Raw genomic sequence first — 18,667 nt, forward strand, 5'->3', positions numbered from 1 at the left:
GTACCGACCAGGTCGGTGCGAGGCCACTCCATGGCCACTCCGCGGCCATGCACAGGAGCGCGATCGATGACAGCTCGGACTTTTCACGCAGGTGGCAATCCGGCCCTGAGGGCAGCGCGGCTCAAACGTGGGTGGCGTTCGGGAGAGGCCGCAGCGCACGGGGTGACAGAGGCCGGGCGCGAGCGCCTCGACAACCCGGGATTCGAGGTGTCCCCGCGTACTTGGCGCCGGTGGGAATCCGGCAAGCCGGGCTGGCCGCGTCAGGACTGTGCGATCGCACTCCACGCCGCGTTCGGACAATGGCCGGAGGATCTCGGCTTCGAGACTCCGATCGACTGGATTCCGGCTGACCGGGAGGAAGGGGCCGAGGTGAACCGGCGGGCCTTCGTCTCGATCACCGCCGCTGCCTTGACCGTTGGGCCTACAAGGCCCCGGCATGTCGACCCGTCCCTCGTCGAGTACTTCGAAAAGCAGTTGGAGGGGCATTACCGAGCGGACATGCTCCTCGGTCCGCACGACCTGATCGGGATCGTCTCCGCGCAGTACGAGTTGGTCGACCGCCTCGTTCGTGTGGCGGAAGCAGCGACACGATCACAGCTGCTGAAGGTGGGAGCCGCCTACGCCGCTCTCGTGGGATGGCTCTACCAAGATGCAGGTGACCTCGGGGCGGCGAGCTTCTGGAGGGGCGTGGCCCAGGAGATCGCCATGCGATCCCGCGACCCGCAACTGGTCGCGTATTCCCTCGTCAACCAAGCACAGGTACGGACCGACCTCGGCGACGGACACGGGGTCATCGACCTGTGCGAGGCCGCGCTGGACCAGGCCGATGTGCTGGCGCCCAAGGTCCGGGTCATGGCACTCCAGCAACAGGCCCACGGGGCAAGCCTGACGAACGATCGCCGCTCGGTGGACAAGCTCATCGACAAAGCGACCAGCGTGCTGGCCTGTGTCAGCGACGAGCTGCCATGGGGCAACGCCTGTCGCCGCACCCCGGGATACCTGGAAGTGCAGCGTGCCACCTGCTACGGGCGTCTGGGACTCGGCGGTGAGGCCCGTTCCCTCTGGAGCCAGGTACTCGCCGATGTGCCGGTGACCGCGCGTCGTGATCGAGGAGTCTATTTGGCGCGGTATGCGACGGCAGCCGCGGTGGACCGGCAGCCTGAGCAGGCGGTCGAGGTCGCCCGGGAAGCCGTCAGGATCGCGGTGGACACCGGATCAACCCGGATGCACCGGGAGTTGGGCCTGCTGGAGGCGGCGATGAAGCCATGGCAGGATGCCGCAGTCGGCCACGAGCTGGGCGATGTCCTGGCTCCCGTGACAGTGAGGGGATGACGTGTCCGAGAAGCCCGTACCGCTGTCGGATGACGAGATCGAGGAGCGGCTCCTGGGCGTGCCGGGGTGGGTGCGGCAGGGGGACGCGATCACCCGCTCCTTCTCGGTCCGCTACCACGGCGGGGTGGCATTGATCGTGCACGTCGCCGACATCGAACGGCTCATCGGCCATCACGCCGACATCGACCTGCGATGGGACCACGTCCGTTTCTCGATCACGACGCACGACGCGGGACACCGGCTCACCGTCGCGGATTTCGACCTGGCGGAACGGATCGATCGCATCGCCACGGCACATGAAGCCCGGCCCCGATGAGCACGAGCACCCCCAAAGTCCTGTACGTCATCATCTGCGCCGCAGGCCCCGCCGCCGACGCCGTGCGTCTGGTGACCGCCGCCACCGACCGCGGCTGGGACGTCTGTGTCATCGCCACCCCCGCCGCCGCCGATGGTGAATTCATCGACCGGCCCGCGCTGGAGGCCGCGTCCGGGCGGCCGGTGCGGAGCACGTGGCGTCGCGTCGGCGAGGCGAGGCGCAACCCTCCGGCGGACGCTGTCGTCGTGGCGCCGATGACGATGAACACCGTCAACAAGTGGGCCGCCGGTATCGCCGACACGTACGCCCTCGGCGTGGTCGCCGAAGCCGTGGGGCTGGGGCTGCCCGTGGTGGCCCTCCCGTTCTGGTCGACGGCCCTGGACGTCCACCCCGCGACACGTCGCGCGGTGGACACCCTGCGCGCCACCGGCGTCCGGGTGCTCCACGGGCCGGGAGAGTGGACGCCCCACCCGCCCGGCACCGGCGACGGCCGCCGGGAGACGTACCCGTGGCACCTCGCGCTGGACGCGCTGACCGCGACACCGTAAGGCACCTCAAGGCATCGCAAACGCAAGGGGCGCTCCCCCGGCCGAAGCCGGAAGAGCGCCCATGAGCGGAGGGTGGGGCTACAGCGCCACGCCCAGCAGGGCGTCCGCCGTGCGGGAGACCAGGCCCGGTGCTCCCTCGTCCGTGCCGCCTTCGGCGGACTGGGCCGCGGCCCAGGCGTCGATCGCGGCGAGGGCGCGCGGTGCGTCGAGGTCGTCCGCGAGGGCCTCGCGGACCTCTTCCACCAGCGCGTCCGCGGACGGGCCGTCGGGGCGCGAGACGGCCGCGCGCCAGCGGGCGAGCCGGTCCACCGCCTCGGTCAGGACGGCGTCGGTCCACTCCCAGTCCGCGCGGTAGTGGTGGGAGAGCAGGGAGAGCCGGATGGCGGCCGGGTCGACCCCTTCGCGGCGCAGCGCGGAGACGAAGACGAGGTTGCCCCGGGATTTGGACATCTTCTGGCCGTCGAGGGCGACCATGCCGGCGTGGACGTACGCCTGGGCGTAGGGGTGTTCGCCGGTCAGCGCCTGGGCGTGCGAGGCGCCCATCTCGTGGTGCGGGAAGACCAGGTCGGAGCCGCCGCCCTGGAGGTCGAAGCCCATGCCGAGGTGGTCGAGGGCGATGGCGACGCACTCGATGTGCCAGCCGGGGCGGCCGGGGCCGAGGGAGGCCCCGTCCCAGCTGGGCTCGCCCGGGCGGGCGGCCATCCACAGCATCGGGTCGAGGGGGTTCTTCTTGCCGGGGCGCTCCGGGTCGCCGCCGCGCTCGGCGGACAGCAGCCGCATCGCCTCGGCGTCGAGGCCGGAGACGCTGCCGAAGGCGGGGTCGGCGGCGACGGAGAAGTAGATGTCGCCCTCGAGCTCGTAGGCGGCCCCGGCGTCGCGCAGCCGCTCCACCAGGGGGACGATCTTCGGTATCGACTCCACGGCGCCGACGTAGTGCCGGGGCGGGAGCATCCGCAGGGCGGTCATGTCCTCGCGGAAGAGTGCGGTCTCACGCTCGGCGAGGGCCGTCCAGTCCTCACCGTCACGCACGGCCCGCTCCAGCAGCGGGTCGTCGATGTCGGTGACGTTCTGGACGTAGTGAACCTGCCGCTTGGTGTCGAGCCACACGCGCTGCACGAGGTCGAACGCGTTGTAGGTCGCCGCGTGACCCATGTGGGTCGCGTCGTACGGCGTGATGCCGCACACATAGATACGGGCGACGGGGCCGGGGACGAGGGTCACCCGTCCACCGGTCGCGGTGTCGTGGATCCGGAGGTCGCGGCCACTGCCGGGCAGGGCGGGAACCTCAGAAGCGGGCCAGGCATGCATGCCATGAGCGTAACCGGACGCATGTTCCGGATACGAACCGGATCCGGCTGTTGGCCGAATAGACCGTCTTGCGTATGACTCCACGGGTGTGCTTCGCGGCTCCGCCGCGCCGGCGGGAACAGAGCCCGCAGGGCGTGGGTTACACCGGGGGCCAGGGGATGGCCGGCCACTGGCCGCTGGGTTCGCGGTGCTTCCCCGTGCGCAGGAGGTCCGCGACACGGTCGCGCAGCGCGTCGATCTCGGCAGGGGTGATCAATTCCACCAGGCGGTCGGCCAGTGGTCGCCCTTCGGCCAGATCGGCCGAAAGTCGCCGCAGCGCCTCGATCGCCTCCTCGGGCAGCGGTTCACCCGCCCAGCCCCACAGCAGCGTGCGCAGCTTGTCGTCGGCGTTGAAGGTCACACCGTGGTCGATGGCGTAGAGCCGGCCGTCTGCGGCGGGCAGCAGGTGACCGCCCTTGCGGTCACCGTTGTTGATCACCGCGTCGAGCACGGCGAGGCGGCGCAGCCGTTCGTCGTCGGCGTGCACGAGCAGCGCGGTGCGCTCCTCCCCCACGTCGGCGAAGCCCACGGCCTTCCAGCCCTGTCCGGGCTCCTCGCCGTCGACGAGGGCGAGGAGCCGGCCGTCGGCCTCGTCCTCGGAGGCCTCGACCCACAGCTGGCACATGCCCTCGCCGTACGGGCCGTCGCGCAGCACCGTGGGCGGGACGAGGCCCCACCCCATGGCCTCGGAGAGCTCGTAGGCGGCCACCTCGCGCTGGGCGAGCGTGCCGTCGGGGAAGTCCCACAGGGGGCGCTCCCCGGCGACCGGCTTGTAGACACAGGCGGCGCTCACGCCCTCGTACTCGACCGTGCAGTAGAGGACGGCGTTGGACGCCTCGCGGACCCGGCCGCGCACCGTGAGCTCGCCCAGGGTGAGCAGCTCGTGCGGGGTCACGCTCCGCGGCGGTATCCGTTCTGGCGCGGACATACGTGTCCCTCCGGGTCGAGCGGCAGGCTGCACAGGGGGCAGGGCGGGCGGCCGGCGTTGACGACCTCCAGGGCGCGCTTGGCGAAGGCGCGGGCCATGGTGCCGGTGAGCCGTACGCGCAGCATGGGCGGGCCGTTCGCCTCGTCCTGGAGCAGGCGCTCCTCGGCCTCGGCGAGGTCCTCGTCGGTGTCCGCGTCCAGCTCGACGAGCGCCTGGGCCTCCACGATCATCCGTTGGCCCTCGCCGTCCCAGGCCAGGGCCATGGTGCCGACCCGGAACTCCTCGTCGACGGGGGTCTCCAGCGGCGCGGTGTCGGCGAGCTCCGTGGGGGCCACGGCGGGCACCGGGGCATTGCCGCCGGTGCGCCGGACGACCTCGTCCAGCAGCTCGTCGATGCGCTCGGCGAGCGCCTCGACCTGTGCCTTCTCCAGGGCGACGCTGGTGGTCCGGCCGGCCGCGGTGGCCTGGAGGAAGAAAGTGCGGCGGCCCGGCAGCCCGACCGTACCGGCGACGAAACGGTCCGGCGGGTCATAGAGGAACACCTGACGGGACAACGTCCTGCTCCATTTGCTTCGGGTGGTCGGCTGGTGGTCTCAGTCGGCCGGCGGACCGGTCGTGGGACCGGACTTCCGGGTGCTGATCACGGGTGGAGAGGCGGCCGGGGCCGCGTCACCACCCTACTGCGCACGACGATCACGGTGCTCCCGCCCCGCCCCCCACGACGCCGTCCTCCTCGGCGCCCGGCCCGGCGGGCGTCTCCTCGGCCGGGGCGAGGCCGCGGAGGTCGCCGGTGTCGCCGAGGCGCACCAGGAAGGGGCGCAGCCGGGTGTAGCGGATGGCGGTGACCGAGCAGGGGTCGACGGCGATCCGCTGGAAGAGGTCGAGGTGGGCGCCGAGGGCGTCGGCGACGAGGGACTTGATGATGTCGCCGTGCGAGCACATGAGGTAGACGGCGTCGGGGCCGTGCTCCTCCTCGACGCGGGCGTTCCAGTCGCGTACGGCGTCGAGGGCCCGTGCCTGCATGGCGCGTACGGACTCGCCGCCGGGGAAGGCCGCGGCGGAGGGGTGCCGCTGGACGACCTCCCAGAGGGGTTCCCCGGTGAGCTCGGCGATCTTGCGGCCGGACCAGTCGCCGTAGTGGCACTCGCCGATCCGGTCGTCGGCGTGCAGGGGCAGCGCGGGCCGGGCGGCGAGCAGGGGGGCGAGGGTCTCCCGGCAGCGCTGGAGCGGGCTGGTGACGACGGCGGCGAGCGGGAGTTCCGCGAGCCGGGCGGGGAGGGCGGCGGCCTGGGCGGCGCCGCGCTCGTCCAGGGCGACACCGGGGGTCCACCCTGCGAGGACTCCGCCGGTGTTGGCGGTGGACCGGCCGTGCCGGAGCAGGATCAGCGTGGGCATGCGGTTCACCTTAGGCGGTGGGCGGCGGGGTCGTGCCGTGGTCCGTACCTTCCCGCACCCGGGTTCCGGCGGCGAATCCCCGTACGGGCTTGGTGTTCCGGGGCCGAACAGCGGCAGAATGCACCGCGTGATCGTGGACTGCGCTATCTACCGGGACGGACGCCGCACCGAGGGCCCCGCCGACTTCTCCGACGCCCTCGACGAGGCGAGGGCGGAGGGGCACTCCTTCCTCTGGATCGGGCTGCACGAGCCCACGGAGCGCGAGTTCGAGCTGGTGACCAGTGAGTTCGGGCTGCACCCGCTGGCCGTCGAGGACGCCTTGAAGGCGCATCAGCGGCCGAAGCTGGAGGTCTACGAGGACTCGCTGTTCGTCGTGCTCAAGCCCGTCACCTATGACGACGACGCGGACACCGTCACCACGAGCGAACTGATGCTGTTCCTCGGCGACTCCTTCGTGGTGACCGTGCGGCACGGCGAGGGCAGCCCGCTCGCGGAGGTGCGCCACCGGCTGGAGCAGGAGCCGGAGGTGCTCAGGCACGGGCCCGCGGCGGTGCTGTACGCGGTGAGCGACGCGGTCGTGGACCAGTACACCGAGGTGGCGTCCGAGCTCCAGGCGGACCTGGAGGAGCTGGAGACCGAGGTGTTCGCCCCGGTGAGCCGGGACACCAAGAACACGGCGTCGCGGATCTACGCGTTCAAGCGCCAGGTCATGGAGTTCCGGCGGGCGTCGGGGCCGCTGGCGGAGCCGATGACGCGGCTGACGGGGGCGGGCGTGCCCTTCGTGCCGGAGCCCTCGCGTCCGTTCTTCCGCGACGTGAGCGACCACCTCACCAGGGCGAACGAGTCCGTGGACGGGCTGGACCGGCTGCTGACGGACATACTGTCCGCGCACTTGGCGCAGATGGGCGTCCAGCAGAACGACGACATGCGCAAGATCTCGGCGTGGGCGGCGATGGCGGCGGTCCCGACGATGATCGCCGGTATCTACGGGATGAACTTCACGCACATGCCGGAGCTGCGGCAGCCCTGGGGGTATCCGGCGGCGGTCGCGCTGATGGCCGGGCTGGTGTTCTGGCTGCACCGGTACTTCAGGCGGCGCGGCTGGCTGTGAGCCGCGCAGCGCCCACGGGGTGCGGCGGAGGCGGGACGCGGCCCGGCGTGTCGAAGGTGCGTCAAAGGTGGCCGGGGCGCGTAACCACAACGCCCGTACGGGCGTTGTGTTCTGTACCGGCCGTGGCGGGGAAGACACCCCGAGCCCCCACCACGGCCGCAGGTCCGATCCCTCGAACCCCCCGCGCGGCTACGCCAGTCCGGCGCGCTCCAGGGCGGTGACTCCGGCGCGCAGGCTCGCGATCCGCTCGTCCAGGGTGAAGCCCGCGGGGGCCAGCGACAGGGTGGTCACCCCGGCGTCGGCGTAGGCCTGCATGCGGTCGGAGATGCGCTCGACGGGCCCGAGCAGGGTGGTGGAGTCGATCAGCTCGCGCGGGACGGCCGCGGCGGCGCCCTCCTTGTCCCCGGAGAGGTACTTCTCCTGGATCTCGGCGGCGGCCTTCTCGTAACCCATGCGCTGGGCAAGCTTGTTGTAGAAGTTCTGCTTGGCGCTGCCCATGCCGCCGACGTAGAGGGCGGTGTAGGGGCGGAAGAGGTCGGCGAGTGCACCGACGTCGTCGCCGACGGCCATGGGGACGGTCGGGGCCAGGTCGAAGCCGTCGAGGTCCTTGCCGACCTTGGCGCGGCCCGCGCGGAGCGCGCCCAGGGTGGTCTCCTCGGCGTGCTCGGGGGCGAAGAAGACGACGAGGGCGCCGTCGGCGATCTCGCCGGTCTGCTCGAGGTTCTTGGGGCCGATGGCGGCGATGTAGAGCGGGATGCGCTCGCGCACGGGGTGGACCGTGAGCTTGATGGGCTTGCCGGGGCCGCCGGGGAGCGGGAGGGTCCAGTGGTCCCCGTCGTGGGTGACGCGCTCGCGGGACATGGCCTTGCGGACGATGTCGACGTATTCGCGGGTGCGGGCGAGCGGCTTGTCGAACTTCACGCCGTACCAGCCCTCGGAGACCTGCGGGCCGGAGACGCCGAGGCCGAGCCGGAAGCGGCCGCCGGAGAGCGAGTCGAGGGTGGCGGCGGTCATCGCGGTCATCGTGGGCGTACGGGCCGGGATCTGGAAGATCGCCGAACCGATGTCGATCCGCTCGGTCTGCGCCGCGACCCAGGACAGGACGGTGGGCGCGTCGGAGCCGTACGCCTCGGCGGCCCAGCAGACCGCGTAGCCGAGGCGGTCCGCCTCGCGGGCGACCTCGAGGTTGTCGGCGTCCATCCCGGCTCCCCAGTAGCCGAGGTTGATCCCGAGCCTCATTCGACTCATGCCGGTCCCCTTACCCATCAGTAACGTCGTTGTTCCGGGGACTGTAGCGCGCCGGCCGGGGGTACGTCATCGGTGAGTTGTCCACAGGCCGCCGCGAGGAGTTGTCCACAGGCGGACACGGGCCGCGCCACGGCCAGTAATCTCAGCGCTCATGGAGCAAAGGCATCTGGGCCGCACGGGCCTGCGGGTATCCCGGATCGGGCTGGGCACGCTCACCTGGGGGCGGGACACCGGCGAGGCCGACGCCGCCGACCAGCTCAAGACGTTCTGGGAGGCGGGCGGCACGCTCGTCGACACCGCGGACGTCTACGCGGACGGCGGCGCCGAGTATCTGCTCGGCCGGCTGATGGAGGATCTGGTTCCGCGCCGCGACCTGGTCATCGCGACCAAGTCCGGCAGCGTCCTCGACGCCGACCGGCGGTTCGACGGCTCGCGGGGCCATCTGCTCGACGCGCTCGACGCCTCCCTGGAGCGGCTCGGCACGGATCACGTCGACCTGTGGCAGCTCCACGCCTTCGATCCGTACACCCCTCTCGAGGAGACCCTGCAGGCGCTCGACATGGCCGTCAGCAGCGGGCGCGCCCGCTATGCCGGCGTCTGCGGCTTCTGCGGCTGGCAGCTCGCCAAGGCGGCCACCTGGCAGCTGGCCGCGCCCGGCGTCCGGACGCGGCTGGCCGGCACGCAGATGGAGTACTCACTGCTCCAGCGGGGCATCGAGCGCGAGGTGCTGCCCGCCGCGCTCGACCTCGGCATCGGGATCCTGCCGTCCTCGCCGCTCGGCCGGGGCGTGCTCACCGGCAAGTACCGCCACGCGACCCCCGCCGACTCCCGGGGCGCCTCCGAGCATCTGGCCCCCTTCGTCGCCCCGTATCTCGACGAGCCCGCGGGGCGCATCGTGGACGCCGTCACCACGGCGGCCGACGGGCTCGCCACGACACCCCTGAAGGTGGCCCTGGCGTGGGTGCGGGACCGGCCGGGCGTGGTCGCCCCGATCATCGGCGCGCGCAACGAGCAGCAGCTCAGAGCGGCATTGTCAGTGGAAGCGCTTACGCTTCCGGACGAGATCTGCCAGGCGCTCGACGACGTGTCGGCCCCTGTGCACCGCTACCCCGATCAGGACTGGAGCACCCTGTGAGCACCGACCCCCGCCCCGCCTCGCCGGACCCCCAGGGGGAGGAGCCCCTGGGGTCCCGTGGCACACCGTCACCCGACGCGGCTCCGGCTGACGCGGGTTCGGTCGACGCGGCTTCGGGGGACGCGGTCGCGGAGGACACCGCTTCGACGGACGCGGCACAGGAAGCGGAGGCGACGGGCGAGGGCGAGGCCGCCACCGCCGAGGCGCCCACCGAGAGTTCCGGCTCTGTCTCCGGCTCCGGCTCCGGCTCCGGCTCCGGTGAGACGCAGGGTGGCCCTGCCGCCGACCCGGGGAAGCGGTCCGCCGTGGCCGAGGCGCTGGCCGCCGCGGTGCGCGCCGTGGAGAGCGGCGAGCGGTCGGCCGCCTCGTATTTCACCGAGCCGAGCCGTCCGGCGCCCGCCGCCCGCAAGCCCGCCGTCCCGGCCGCGGGCGCGTCCGCGGCGGGCCCCGCCGTCGCCCGGACCGCCGTCGCCGCCCCGCGCCGCCCCCTGTCGGACGCCGCACTCGCCGAGGGGCTCGGTGGCGTACGGGAGGTGCTCGCCGCCGGGGGTGCCCCGGAGCAGCTGGCCGCGCAGGCGATCGACGCTCTGGGCGAGCAGGCGGCCGCGGCCCTGCGGGAGGACCCCTGGCAGCTGCTGGCCGTCCAGGGCGTGCGCCCCGAGCAGGCCGACGGCTTCGCACGGGCGCTGCTGGGCGCCGAGTGCGGCCCCGGTGACGAGCGCCGGGCCGTGGCCCTGACCGTCTGGCTGCTGGAGCGCGCCGCGCTCGAAGGGCACACCGTGCTGGAGGCGACGACCCTGCGCGAGGCCCTCTCCCGGCACGCGGTGCCGGATCCGGACGAGGCGCTCCAGAGCGCCATCGCCGAGGGCGCGGTGCTGGTGTTCCAGGAGGCGCTGGAGACCCCGGCGACCGGTGCGCGGGGCGCGGGCGCGGGGACCGCCGAGGACGGCGAGGAGCCGGAGACGCCGGTCCGCGTGCTCCTGGGGCTGGACCGCTGCGCGATGGCGGAGGAGAGCCTCGCCGACGGCCTGACGCGGCTGATCAGCACGTTCGGGCCGCGCTCCGGGCCGGAGGGAGCCGGGGCCGAAGAGGAGCCCGTCCAGGCCGAGGACGAAGGCGGGAGCGAAAGCCTTACGGACGACACCGCGCCCCCTGCCGACCCCGCCGCCGCGGCCCGCCGCTGGGAGGCCCTCGCCGACGCCGCGTCGTCCGCCGACGCCTCGGCCTCCGCCAAGGAGTTGATCCGGGCCGTCGCCGGTGCCGGGCTGGTGACGCACAGCGGCGGGGAAGCCGCTCGTGCCGAGGTCGTCGCGCTGGTCGGCGCTGCGCGCGCCGTCGGGCTGCGGGCCTGGGCGGCCGTGCACGCCGAGAGCGGGAAGCAGCGGGCGCACGGCCCCGATGAGGCCGCGGCGGTGACCGTCGCCGGGCTGCTGTCCGGCCTGGAGGGTCCCGGCCGCGACGCCGACGGCTCGCTCGCCCTCGATGTGCTCGCCGTTCTGGACGCCCCCCAGCTCGACGTCGAGACGGCGGCCGTGCTCGTGGAGTCCCTGGCGGACGGCACCCGGCTGGTGCTGAGCGGCGACCCGGGCGTGCTGTGGTCGGCGGGCCCGGGCCGGGTCTTCGCCGATGTGGTGGCCGCCCAGGCGTGCCCCGCCGTCGTCTCGCGCACCCCGGACCCGGGCCCGATCGGCGAGCTCGTGTCGGGCATCGGCATCGGCGAGTTGAACCAGGTGGCGGCCCCCGGCAAGGAGGTCGTGATCGTCCCGGTCCGGGACCCGGGCGAGGCCGTGCACCGCACGGTGCAGCTCGTCGCGGACTCCGTCCCCCGGGCCATCGGCGTGCCGGCCGAGCAGACCCAGGTCATCACGCCGGGCCACGGCGGCCCCGCGGGTACGCGCGCCCTCAACGCGGCGCTGAAGGAGCGGCTCAACCCCGGGCCCGGCCGGTTCGGCGGCTTCGACCCGGGCGACCGCGTGGCGTACGTCCCGGCCCCCGGCCGCATGCTCCCCGGCACCGTGGTCTCCGCGGACGCGGAGGGGCTGCGCCTGGACTGCGCGGGCACGCCCGTGGTCGTGCCCAAGGAGCTCGTCGGCCAAGCCGTGCGGCACGGCTGGGCCGTCACCGCCCACCAGGCGGTCGGGGCGCGGTGGCCCGCGGCCGTGGTCGTGCTGCCGGGCGACGCCGCCCGGACGCTGACGAGGTCGTGGGTCTACACGGCCTTCGGCAGGGCGGAGCGCCACCTGTCGGTGGTGCAGGGGGTGGACCAGGCGCTGCCCCGCGCCGTGGCCGAGGTCCCCGCGAAGGAGCGGACGACCCGGCTGAAGTCCCTGCTGCGCGCCCAGAACCAGCCCGCCTGACCGGGGGCGTGCGTACGGGGTTCCGGGTGAGCGCCCGGAACCCCGTACGGCACGCGGGGGTGTCCGCGGTTCAGCCCCGGGGCGCGGTCCCCCGGCCCGGTACGCCGCCGCCCTCGTCGTCGAGGGTGTCGTCGTCCAGAGCGTCCTCGTCCAGGGCGTCCTCGTCCAGGGCGTCCTCGTCGTCGAGGCCGTCCTCGTCCGGATCCGCCTCCTCGTCGAAGACGGCGCTGACGTCGAAGCGGCAGATGACCCGCTGGGGGTCCGCCTGGTCGAAGGGGGCGCCCAGCCAGTCCCCCGGTTCCGCCGGGCGGTCGGCCGCGGCGACCCAGAGCGTGGAGTCGCCCTCCTCCAGGCCGAACTCCTTGTGCCGGGAGGCGATCTCATCCGGTTCGTACTCTCCGAAGAGCACACCGAGCGCGGCGTGCACACTGCTGCCGACGATGCCCGCCGTGCTGCCGGGGGTGTCCGCGTCGACGTCGGGGTCCAGGTCGGCGACCCGCTGGGCCTGGGCGAGCAGCCGCGGGGGCTCGACCACCGCGTAGTCCCGGCGGATCAGGACGCTGAGCGCGCTCGGCTCCTCCGGCCCGGCATAGGCCGGCAGGGTGTCGTCGCCGGGGATCTCGAAGGGCGTGACCTCGTCATAGACGTCGTAGAGCAGCTCGTCGTACGCCTCGGCTGTCGCGGCCAGCTCGTTGAACGCGGCGTAGACGGCCGGATCGTCCTCCCCCGACCGGCGTTCGACGGCGTCGAGGTGGCGGTCCAGCGCGGCTTTGACCGCCTCGGCGGCGGCGCGTACCTCGGCAGCGGATGGCTGCGCAGCATCAGACATAGTGCAGACGCTATCCGCACCGGGCCGGTTCCCGCACAATAGATGCGATGCCGGAATACGAATTCTGTGATGTGTATGTGCCGCGGGGTGTCTCCCGAGGGGCGACCACACGCTTGCTGACCGATCACGCCGAGTACGGACACTGGGAGTTGGACCGACTGCGTCTCTATCCCGACGGCAGCCGCAAGGTGCGGCTGCGCCGTCGGATCATCCGCCAACTGCGCGCGACGTGGTGAAGGCACGAACGGAGCGGGCCCCGCTGCTGCGGGGCCCGCTCCGTGCTGAAGGTGCAGTCAGCCCTGTGTGCCCGGATCAGTTCTGCGCGGAGCGCGCGCGGCGGTAGAGCACCGCGCCGCCGAGCAGCAGACCGGCGCTGGCGGCACCGGCCATTCCGAGCTGGCCCGCGCCGGTGTGCGCGAGCTGGGCGGCCTTGGTGACCGGGGCGGCGGCGACGTCGAGGACGCCGGCCTCCTTGCGCACCGACTTCACCGCGGTGGCCGGGGTGTGGTGACCGGCCGGGGTGAGGTGCGCCGGGTGCACGTCGGTCGGCTTGTGGCCGCCCGGGTGCTGGGCCGGACCGTGCTCGTCCGGCTTGTGGTCGCCGGGCGTGTGGTCGCCCGGCGTGTGGTCGGCCGGCGGCTTGTGGTCACCGGGGTGGTGGTCCCCGGGGTGGTGACCGGCCGGCGGCTTGTGGCCGTGGTCGTCGTCGCAGGGGGGCTGGTGCTCCCCCGGCTTGCCCGGCTCGTGCGGCGGCTTGTGCTCCCCGCCGTTGTCCCACCCACGGTGGTCGTGGCCACCGTTGTTGACGCAGTCGTTGCCGGTGGCGGAGTTGCCGACACCGACGACGTTGACGCTGTTGCCGCAGGCGTTGACCGGCACCTCCACGGGCACCTGCGCGGTGTTCCCGGAGATCACGCCGGGCGAACCGACGCTCGTCCCCTGGGCACCCGAGCCGCCGTGGCCGTTGTGCCCGCCCTTGCCGTGGTCGTGGTCACGGTCACCGTGGCCGCTGCCTCCGTGGCCCTGGTGGCCGTGGCCGACCCCGCCGTTGAAGCAGCGGTTGCCCACAGCGGGGTTGAGAGCCCCGATCACGGTCACGGTGTTGCCACAGGCGTTGACCGGGATGTGCACGGGGACCTGCACGGTGTTGCCGGACACGACGCCCGGCGAGTTCACCGCGGCGCCACGGGCGCCGGAGTCCGCGCTGGCGATGCCACCGGTCATGGCGATGACACCGGTGGCAGCCGCCACACTGATCAGGCTCTTTTTGGTCACGTGTCGCATGAGTTCTGTACTGCCTCTCTAGACCTTCTTGCGGGATGCGCACGGGATGAATACCCACGCGCGAAAGTCCAGCGGCCCCGGAGCGCGCGGATATGCGCACTCCGGAGCCGCCTTCATACCCTTACGGGTTGAGGCACAACGTCACTCGTTGACGCACTTGTTGCCAAAGGTGGGGTTCAGCAGCCCGACGACGTTGATCGAGTTGCCGCAGACGTTCAGCGGGACCTCGATGGGGGCCTGGATCACGTTGCCGGAGACGACGCCGGGCGAGTTCACCGCAGCGCCCTGGGCACCCGAGTCGGCAGCGGCCAGACCCGCACCCGCGAGCACGAGACCACCGGTGGCAGCCGCGGCAGCGGCAACCTTCTTGAGCATTGGTTCCTCCTTGTTGGCAATGCGGTCCCAGCCGCGGACCGCACACCTGTAACGACGAGGAGGTAATCGGGCTACGCAACCCTATGATCGTTCACACTTTTCGGTTAACTCAGCACAGATTTGCGAGGTTTCAGCACTCGTCGAGGAATCGGTCGAGCACCCGTGCCCCGAATTTCAGGCCCTCCAGCGGCACTCGCTCGTCCACGCCGTGGAACATTCCCGCGAAGTCCAGCTCCGGCGGCAGTTGGAGCGGGGCGAACCCGAAGCCCCGGATGCCGAGGTCGTCGAACGACTTGGCATCGGTGCCGCCCGAGAGCATGTACGGAACGGCACGCGCGATCGGATCGTGGGCGCGCAGCGCCGTCTGCATGGCGTCGACCAGGGCGCCGTCGAAGCTCGTCTCCAGCGCCTTGTCCGCGTGCACGTCCTCGCGCTTGACCCGCGGCCCCAGGATCCGGTCGAGGTCGGCGAGGAACTCCTCCTCGTAGCCCGGCAGGAAGCGCCCGTCGACATGCGCGGTGGCCTGGCCCGGGATCACGTTGACCTTGTAGCCCGCGCCGAGCATCGTCGGGGCCGCGGTGTTCCGCAGGGTCGTGCCGATCATCTTGGCGATGCCGCCGAGCTTGGCCAGCGTGGTCTCCATGTCCTCCGGGTCGAGCGGGGTGCCGAGCGCGTCGGACAGCTCGTCGAGGAAGGACCGCACGGTCTTGGTCACCCGGACCGGGAACTCGTGCCGCCCCAGCCGCCCGACCGCCTCGCACAGCTCCGTGATCGCGTTGTCGGTGTTGGTCATCGAACCGTGCCCCGCGGTGCCGTCCACGGTGAGCCGCATCCAGTGCATGCCCTTCTGGGCGGTCTCGACGAGATAGAGGCGCAGGTTCTCGTTGACCGTGAAGGAGAAGCCGCCGACCTCGCTGATCGCCTCGGTGACGCCCTCGAAGAGCCCGGGGTGGTTGTCGACCAGGTACCGGGCGCCGTGGGTGCCGCCGGCCTCCTCGTCGGCGAGGAAGGCGACCACGACGTCCCGCGGGGGCTTGCGCCCGGAGCGCATCCGGTCGCGGACGACCGCGAGCGTCATCGCGTCCATGTCCTTCATGTCGACCGCGCCGCGCCCCCACAGGCAGCCGTCCGCGATCTCGCCCGCGAAGGGGTGGTGGGTCCAGTCCTCGGCGTTGGCCGGCACGACGTCGGTGTGGCCGTGGATGAGCAGGGCGGGCCGCGACGGGTCCTCGCCCTCGATCCGGGCCACGGTCGAGGCCCGCCCCTTGTGGGACTCGAAGATCTGCGGCTCCAGCCCGACCTCGGCGAGCTTCTCCGCTACGTACTCGGCGGCGGCGCGCTCGCCCGGCCCGGAGTGGTCGCCGTAGTTGCTGGTGTCGATCCTGATCAGATCGCGGCACAGGTCGACGACCTCGTCCTCGGCGCTCCTGCCCGGCCCGTCGCCGACCGGCTTCGACTCGCTCACGCTGCCTCCTCTGGTTCGCTGCCGCGTCCCGCCCGCTGCCGGGCGGGACGCGGTGTGGGTCCTCCGCCATCCTCTCTCTCCCGTCTCCGCAGCCCAAGGCCGCAATGCCGCCGACATGTGCCCGTCACGACCGCCGGGCCGTGGGACCGACCGCGTGATCGAGCACTCCAGATCTTTGGTATTGTTTTCCTCGTCGGAAGGGGAACAGCCCGGAAGACAAAACACCTGGTCCGGGTGGCGGAATGGCAGACGCGCTAGCTTGAGGTGCTAGTGCCCTTTATCGGGCGTGGGGGTTCAAGTCCCCCCTCGGACACCAGCAGAGACCCCAGTTCACCTGGGGTTTTTTGCTTTTTCGGGCACTGGCGCGGCCCTGCCGCGACCATCACGTGACCAACGGCCCAGCGATCATGACCTTGCCCCTGCGCGACCCGCGGGACGGGCCGCGGTCCCGCCGTGGGGCAACTTTCCGCCGCGTGAAATGTCGGCCGCCCTTTTCCGGCGCTTCCTTGCGGACCCTTGATCGGCTGCGGTTCGCTTACCGGCAGCACCACCACTGCCCGCCCCCTCACCCGGCCTGACGATGGGCAGTTCCCAGCATGTGCACCAGCCCGATGATGCTTCGTACACGGATGAGGTGAAGATGTCGGAGACGGTCGACGCAATTGGCAGCGCGGACGTTGTCGTCATAGGCAACGGAGTGCTCGGTCTGACAGCCGGCGTGGAAATCGCCCGCTCCCGGCCCGAAGCCCGGGTGGTCGTTCTGGGGAAGGCCTCACGGCGCTATGGGGCAACTCCCGCCGCCGGGGCCATGCTTGGCGCCTTCGGAGAAGTGACCGCCCATCTGCTCGCTTCCGAACACGGCCGGAAGAAGCACGCGCTCGCCGTTCAGGCGCAGCGGCTGTGGCCCGAGTGGATCGAAAGCCTGGAAGCCACCGGCTCCGCCGAGGACGGAAGGATCCGGACCTCGGACGACACGGTGATGCTGCTCAACACCGTGGGGCACGCCGCTCTCGACGACGCCAACTTCGCCGCGGTTCGCACGGCTTTGAAGGAGGCGAACGCGCCGCACGAGGAAATCGCCGTCGAATCGGTCGACTGGATCGATCCGGATCCCAATTCCCGTCCGCTGCGCGCCCTGCACATCGAGGGCGAGGGTTCGGTCGACTCCGGGATTCTGCTCAGCTCGCTGGAGCGTGCCTTCAAGCGGGCGGGGGGCGTGCTCCTGCCGGTGGACGCGGCGGAGCTCCGGGCCGGGAACGGGCGGATCGAGGGTGTGGTCACCGAGGCCGGGGACTTCCTCCCGGCCGGGCAGGTGGTCGTCGCCGCCGGAGCCCGCAGCCATGCGCTGGTCTCCACGCTGCCCTCGCTGGCGCACCGCGTTCCCCGGGTCTACGACGGCGTGGGCGTCTCGGCGCTGATCGACACCTGGGACGGCTCGGCGCCCGCCACGGTGCTGCGCACCACCAACCGGGCCTTCGCCTGCGGGCTGCACCTGGTGCCCCGGGCCGGCGGTTCGGTCTATATCGGCGCCACCAACGCGGTCTGCCTGGAACCGCGTGGTGCGGCCAGCATCGAGGAGGCGGTCTTCCTCTTCAACTGTGCGATCCACCAATTGCACCGGGGGCTGAACGGATCCGGGATACGCAAGATACAAGCGGGCAGCCGGCCTGCGTCGATCGACGGTTTCCCGCTCATCGGCGGCACCTCGGTCGACGGATTGTGGATGCTGTCCGGAACGTACCGCGACGGTCTGCACATGTCCCCGCTCATCGGCCGCCATATCGCCTCGCTGGTGAACGGCGGTACGGGCGTCGGCGAACTGGCGGAATTCCACCCCGAGCGCGAGCCGATCTCGGCATGGAGCCGGGAGGAGATCCTGCGGGACGTCGTGCGCCACACCATGGCGACGGGATACGAGTTCCCCTGGCGGCTGCCGCTGGAATGGCCGCACTTGATGGAGACCTTCCTGGAGGCACCCTTCGCGGAGCTGGCGGACCGGCTGAGCGACACCTATACGCCGCCCGCCGACCTGATGACCGCCATCATGTTCTCCGAGCGCGCGGAGCAGGACGAACTGGTGGCGTACTACGCGAATGTGTACCGGGAATGGCACTGACCGACGCCGCATTCTGAACGGGCCGTGCGACCCAGCCACGTGCGGAGGGTACTTCCCTCCGCACGTGGCTGAGTTCTTTCCTGGGGGGAAACGCAACCATGCCGATGTCCGAAGTGAACGGGCCAGGACCGCGATATGAGCGAAGCGGTTCGGGGGAACCGGTGCTGCTCGTCGGCCGGAGTCTGTGGCAGCCGCACCAGGTGCCCGCGCTGGTCCGTGCCGGGTACGAGGCCATCACCCTCGACGGGCCGGAGCGGGCGGACGAGATCGCCTCGCTGGTGGGCGAGCTGGGCATCGGGCCGTGCCGGCTCGTCGGGTTCTCCGCCGGTGCCCGCCTCGTCCAGGAGGTGCTCGCCCGTCACCCGGAGGTCTGCACCCAGGCCGTGCTGCTGGCCACCCGGGGGCGTCCGGACCCGGTCGGCGACGCGATGCTGGCCGCGGAGCGGGCGTTCCGGGCCTCGGGCGTCGAACTGCCGCCGGAGTACCAGGCGTTCCTGCAGGCCGCGCTGCACCTGGCCCCCGGCACCCGGCAGCAGCCGGAGCTGGTGCTGGACTGGCTGGACCTCTTCGAGGCGGCCGCGCGCTCCGGCAGCGCGCCCCTGGCGCCGGATCCGGGCACCGGGTTCGGCGATCAACTCGCCGCCCTGGCCGGGGTTTCCGTTCCGGTGCTGGTCGTCGGCTTCCAGCACGACACCGTGGTGCGGCCGCAGCTCGGCCGTGAGGTGGCCGCGGCCCTGCCCCGGGGGCGCTATGCGGAGATCGAGGGCTGCGGGCACTACGGCGCTCTGGAGCAACCCGCCGCGCTGAACGGCGCCCTGCTGGAGTTCTTCGGGGAGCCGCAGCGCTGATTGCGCGCCGGAAGGGCGCCCGCGGGCGCGGGC

Annotated in this window: 18 protein-coding genes and 1 tRNA gene; 10 read left to right on the top strand and 9 right to left on the bottom strand. The window is 72.1% G+C overall.

The annotated features are described in order from the left end of the window. Positions 1-66 precede the first annotated feature (66 nt). Genes DXZ73_RS11500 through DXZ73_RS11510 form a run of 3 tightly spaced genes read left to right on the top strand, consistent with a single transcriptional unit; the run spans position 67 to position 2,196 of the window. Positions 67-1,332, top strand: coding sequence for a Twin-arginine translocation pathway signal (locus tag DXZ73_RS11500; protein ID WP_116210902.1), 1,266 nt, complete (start codon positions 67-69; stop codon positions 1,330-1,332). A 1-nt stretch (position 1,333) separates the two neighbouring features. After that, positions 1,334-1,648, top strand: coding sequence for a 4a-hydroxytetrahydrobiopterin dehydratase (locus DXZ73_RS11505; protein WP_116210903.1), 315 nt, complete (start codon positions 1,334-1,336; stop codon positions 1,646-1,648). Next, a complete protein-coding gene (locus tag DXZ73_RS11510) occupies positions 1,645-2,196 on the top strand; it encodes a flavoprotein (protein ID WP_116210904.1) in 552 nt (183 codons plus the stop codon). The genes DXZ73_RS11505 and DXZ73_RS11510 overlap by 4 nt, the downstream gene beginning before the upstream one ends. 78 nt (positions 2,197-2,274) lie before the next feature. Here the strand turns inward: DXZ73_RS11510 and mshC are convergent, their stop codons facing one another. The 4 genes from mshC to DXZ73_RS11530 all read right to left on the bottom strand — a co-directional run bounded on the left by mshC (position 2,275) and on the right by DXZ73_RS11530 (position 5,866). After that, positions 2,275-3,504, bottom strand: coding sequence for a cysteine--1-D-myo-inosityl 2-amino-2-deoxy-alpha-D-glucopyranoside ligase (mshC, locus tag DXZ73_RS11515; protein WP_116210905.1), 1,230 nt, complete (start codon positions 3,502-3,504; stop codon positions 2,275-2,277). 139 nt (positions 3,505-3,643) lie between these two features. After that, positions 3,644-4,471 (bottom strand): SCO1664 family protein, encoded by an 828-nt coding sequence (locus DXZ73_RS11520; protein WP_116210906.1) that lies wholly within the window; start codon positions 4,469-4,471, stop codon positions 3,644-3,646. Next, entirely contained in the window at positions 4,435-5,025 is a 591-nt protein-coding gene (locus DXZ73_RS11525; RefSeq protein WP_116210907.1) for a DUF3090 domain-containing protein, read from the bottom strand. The genes DXZ73_RS11520 and DXZ73_RS11525 overlap by 37 nt, the downstream gene beginning before the upstream one ends. 139 nt (positions 5,026-5,164) lie before the next feature. Further along, positions 5,165-5,866 carry a histidine phosphatase family protein gene (locus tag DXZ73_RS11530; RefSeq protein WP_116210908.1) on the bottom strand — a complete coding sequence of 234 codons (702 nt, stop codon included), beginning with the start codon at positions 5,864-5,866 and terminating at the stop codon, positions 5,165-5,167. A 118-nt stretch (positions 5,867-5,984) separates the two neighbouring features. On the opposite strand from DXZ73_RS11530, the gene corA reads away from it, so the two are divergent. Beyond that, a complete protein-coding gene (corA, locus tag DXZ73_RS11535; protein ID WP_116210909.1) occupies positions 5,985-6,977 on the top strand; it encodes a magnesium/cobalt transporter CorA in 993 nt (330 codons plus the stop codon). A 189-nt stretch (positions 6,978-7,166) separates the two neighbouring features. Here corA and DXZ73_RS11540 read toward each other — a convergent pair whose 3' ends face one another. Further along, on the bottom strand, positions 7,167-8,216 hold the full coding sequence (locus DXZ73_RS11540) for an LLM class F420-dependent oxidoreductase (protein WP_116210910.1): 1,050 nt from the start codon (positions 8,214-8,216) through the stop codon (positions 7,167-7,169). A 160-nt stretch (positions 8,217-8,376) separates the two neighbouring features. On the opposite strand from DXZ73_RS11540, the gene DXZ73_RS11545 reads away from it, so the two are divergent. Then, on the top strand, positions 8,377-9,360 hold the full coding sequence (locus DXZ73_RS11545) for an aldo/keto reductase (protein WP_116210911.1): 984 nt from the start codon (positions 8,377-8,379) through the stop codon (positions 9,358-9,360). Beyond that, positions 9,357-11,717, top strand: a complete 2,361-nt coding sequence (locus tag DXZ73_RS11550) for a helix-hairpin-helix domain-containing protein (RefSeq protein WP_240351307.1) — start codon at positions 9,357-9,359, stop codon at positions 11,715-11,717. Before DXZ73_RS11545 ends, DXZ73_RS11550 begins: the two co-directional genes overlap by 4 nt. A 70-nt stretch (positions 11,718-11,787) precedes the next feature. Here the strand turns inward: DXZ73_RS11550 and DXZ73_RS11555 are convergent, their stop codons facing one another. Next, on the bottom strand, positions 11,788-12,546 hold the full coding sequence (locus DXZ73_RS11555) for a hypothetical protein (RefSeq protein WP_116210912.1): 759 nt from the start codon (positions 12,544-12,546) through the stop codon (positions 11,788-11,790). Between the two features lie 47 nt (positions 12,547-12,593). Between DXZ73_RS11555 and DXZ73_RS11560 the strand changes: the two genes are divergently transcribed. Beyond that, positions 12,594-12,782 carry a DUF5703 family protein gene (locus DXZ73_RS11560; RefSeq protein WP_116210913.1) on the top strand — a complete coding sequence of 63 codons (189 nt, stop codon included), beginning with the start codon at positions 12,594-12,596 and terminating at the stop codon, positions 12,780-12,782. 76 nt (positions 12,783-12,858) lie between these two features. Here the strand turns inward: DXZ73_RS11560 and DXZ73_RS11565 are convergent, their stop codons facing one another. The 3 genes from DXZ73_RS11565 to DXZ73_RS11575 all read right to left on the bottom strand — a co-directional run bounded on the left by DXZ73_RS11565 (position 12,859) and on the right by DXZ73_RS11575 (position 15,670). Further along, positions 12,859-13,830: a chaplin gene (locus DXZ73_RS11565; RefSeq protein WP_116210914.1), complete on the bottom strand. Its 972-nt coding sequence runs from the start codon at positions 13,828-13,830 to the stop codon at positions 12,859-12,861. A 141-nt stretch (positions 13,831-13,971) separates the two neighbouring features. Further along, a complete protein-coding gene (locus tag DXZ73_RS11570; RefSeq protein WP_116210915.1) occupies positions 13,972-14,205 on the bottom strand; it encodes a chaplin in 234 nt (77 codons plus the stop codon). Positions 14,206-14,335: 130 nt separating this feature from the next. Continuing rightward, positions 14,336-15,670 (bottom strand): M20/M25/M40 family metallo-hydrolase, encoded by a 1,335-nt coding sequence (locus tag DXZ73_RS11575; protein WP_116210916.1) that lies wholly within the window; start codon positions 15,668-15,670, stop codon positions 14,336-14,338. A gap of 228 nt (positions 15,671-15,898) precedes the next feature. On the opposite strand from DXZ73_RS11575, the gene DXZ73_RS11580 reads away from it, so the two are divergent. The 3 genes from DXZ73_RS11580 to DXZ73_RS11590 all read left to right on the top strand — a co-directional run bounded on the left by DXZ73_RS11580 (position 15,899) and on the right by DXZ73_RS11590 (position 18,634). Then, positions 15,899-15,986, top strand: a tRNA-Leu gene (locus DXZ73_RS11580). A gap of 324 nt (positions 15,987-16,310) precedes the next feature. After that, the gene (locus DXZ73_RS11585; RefSeq protein WP_162890145.1) at positions 16,311-17,786 is read left to right on the top strand and encodes an NAD(P)/FAD-dependent oxidoreductase; all 1,476 of its coding nucleotides are present in this window, start codon (positions 16,311-16,313) and stop codon (positions 17,784-17,786) included. 161 nt (positions 17,787-17,947) lie between these two features. After that, positions 17,948-18,634, top strand: coding sequence for an alpha/beta fold hydrolase (locus tag DXZ73_RS11590; protein WP_240351308.1), 687 nt, complete (start codon positions 17,948-17,950; stop codon positions 18,632-18,634). The last annotated feature ends 33 nt before the right edge of the window (positions 18,635-18,667 follow it).

The organism is Streptoverticillium olivoreticuli subsp. olivoreticuli (assembly GCF_003391135.1).
GTDB classification, from domain to species: Bacteria; Actinomycetota; Actinomycetes; order Streptomycetales; family Streptomycetaceae; genus Streptomyces; species Streptomyces blastmyceticus.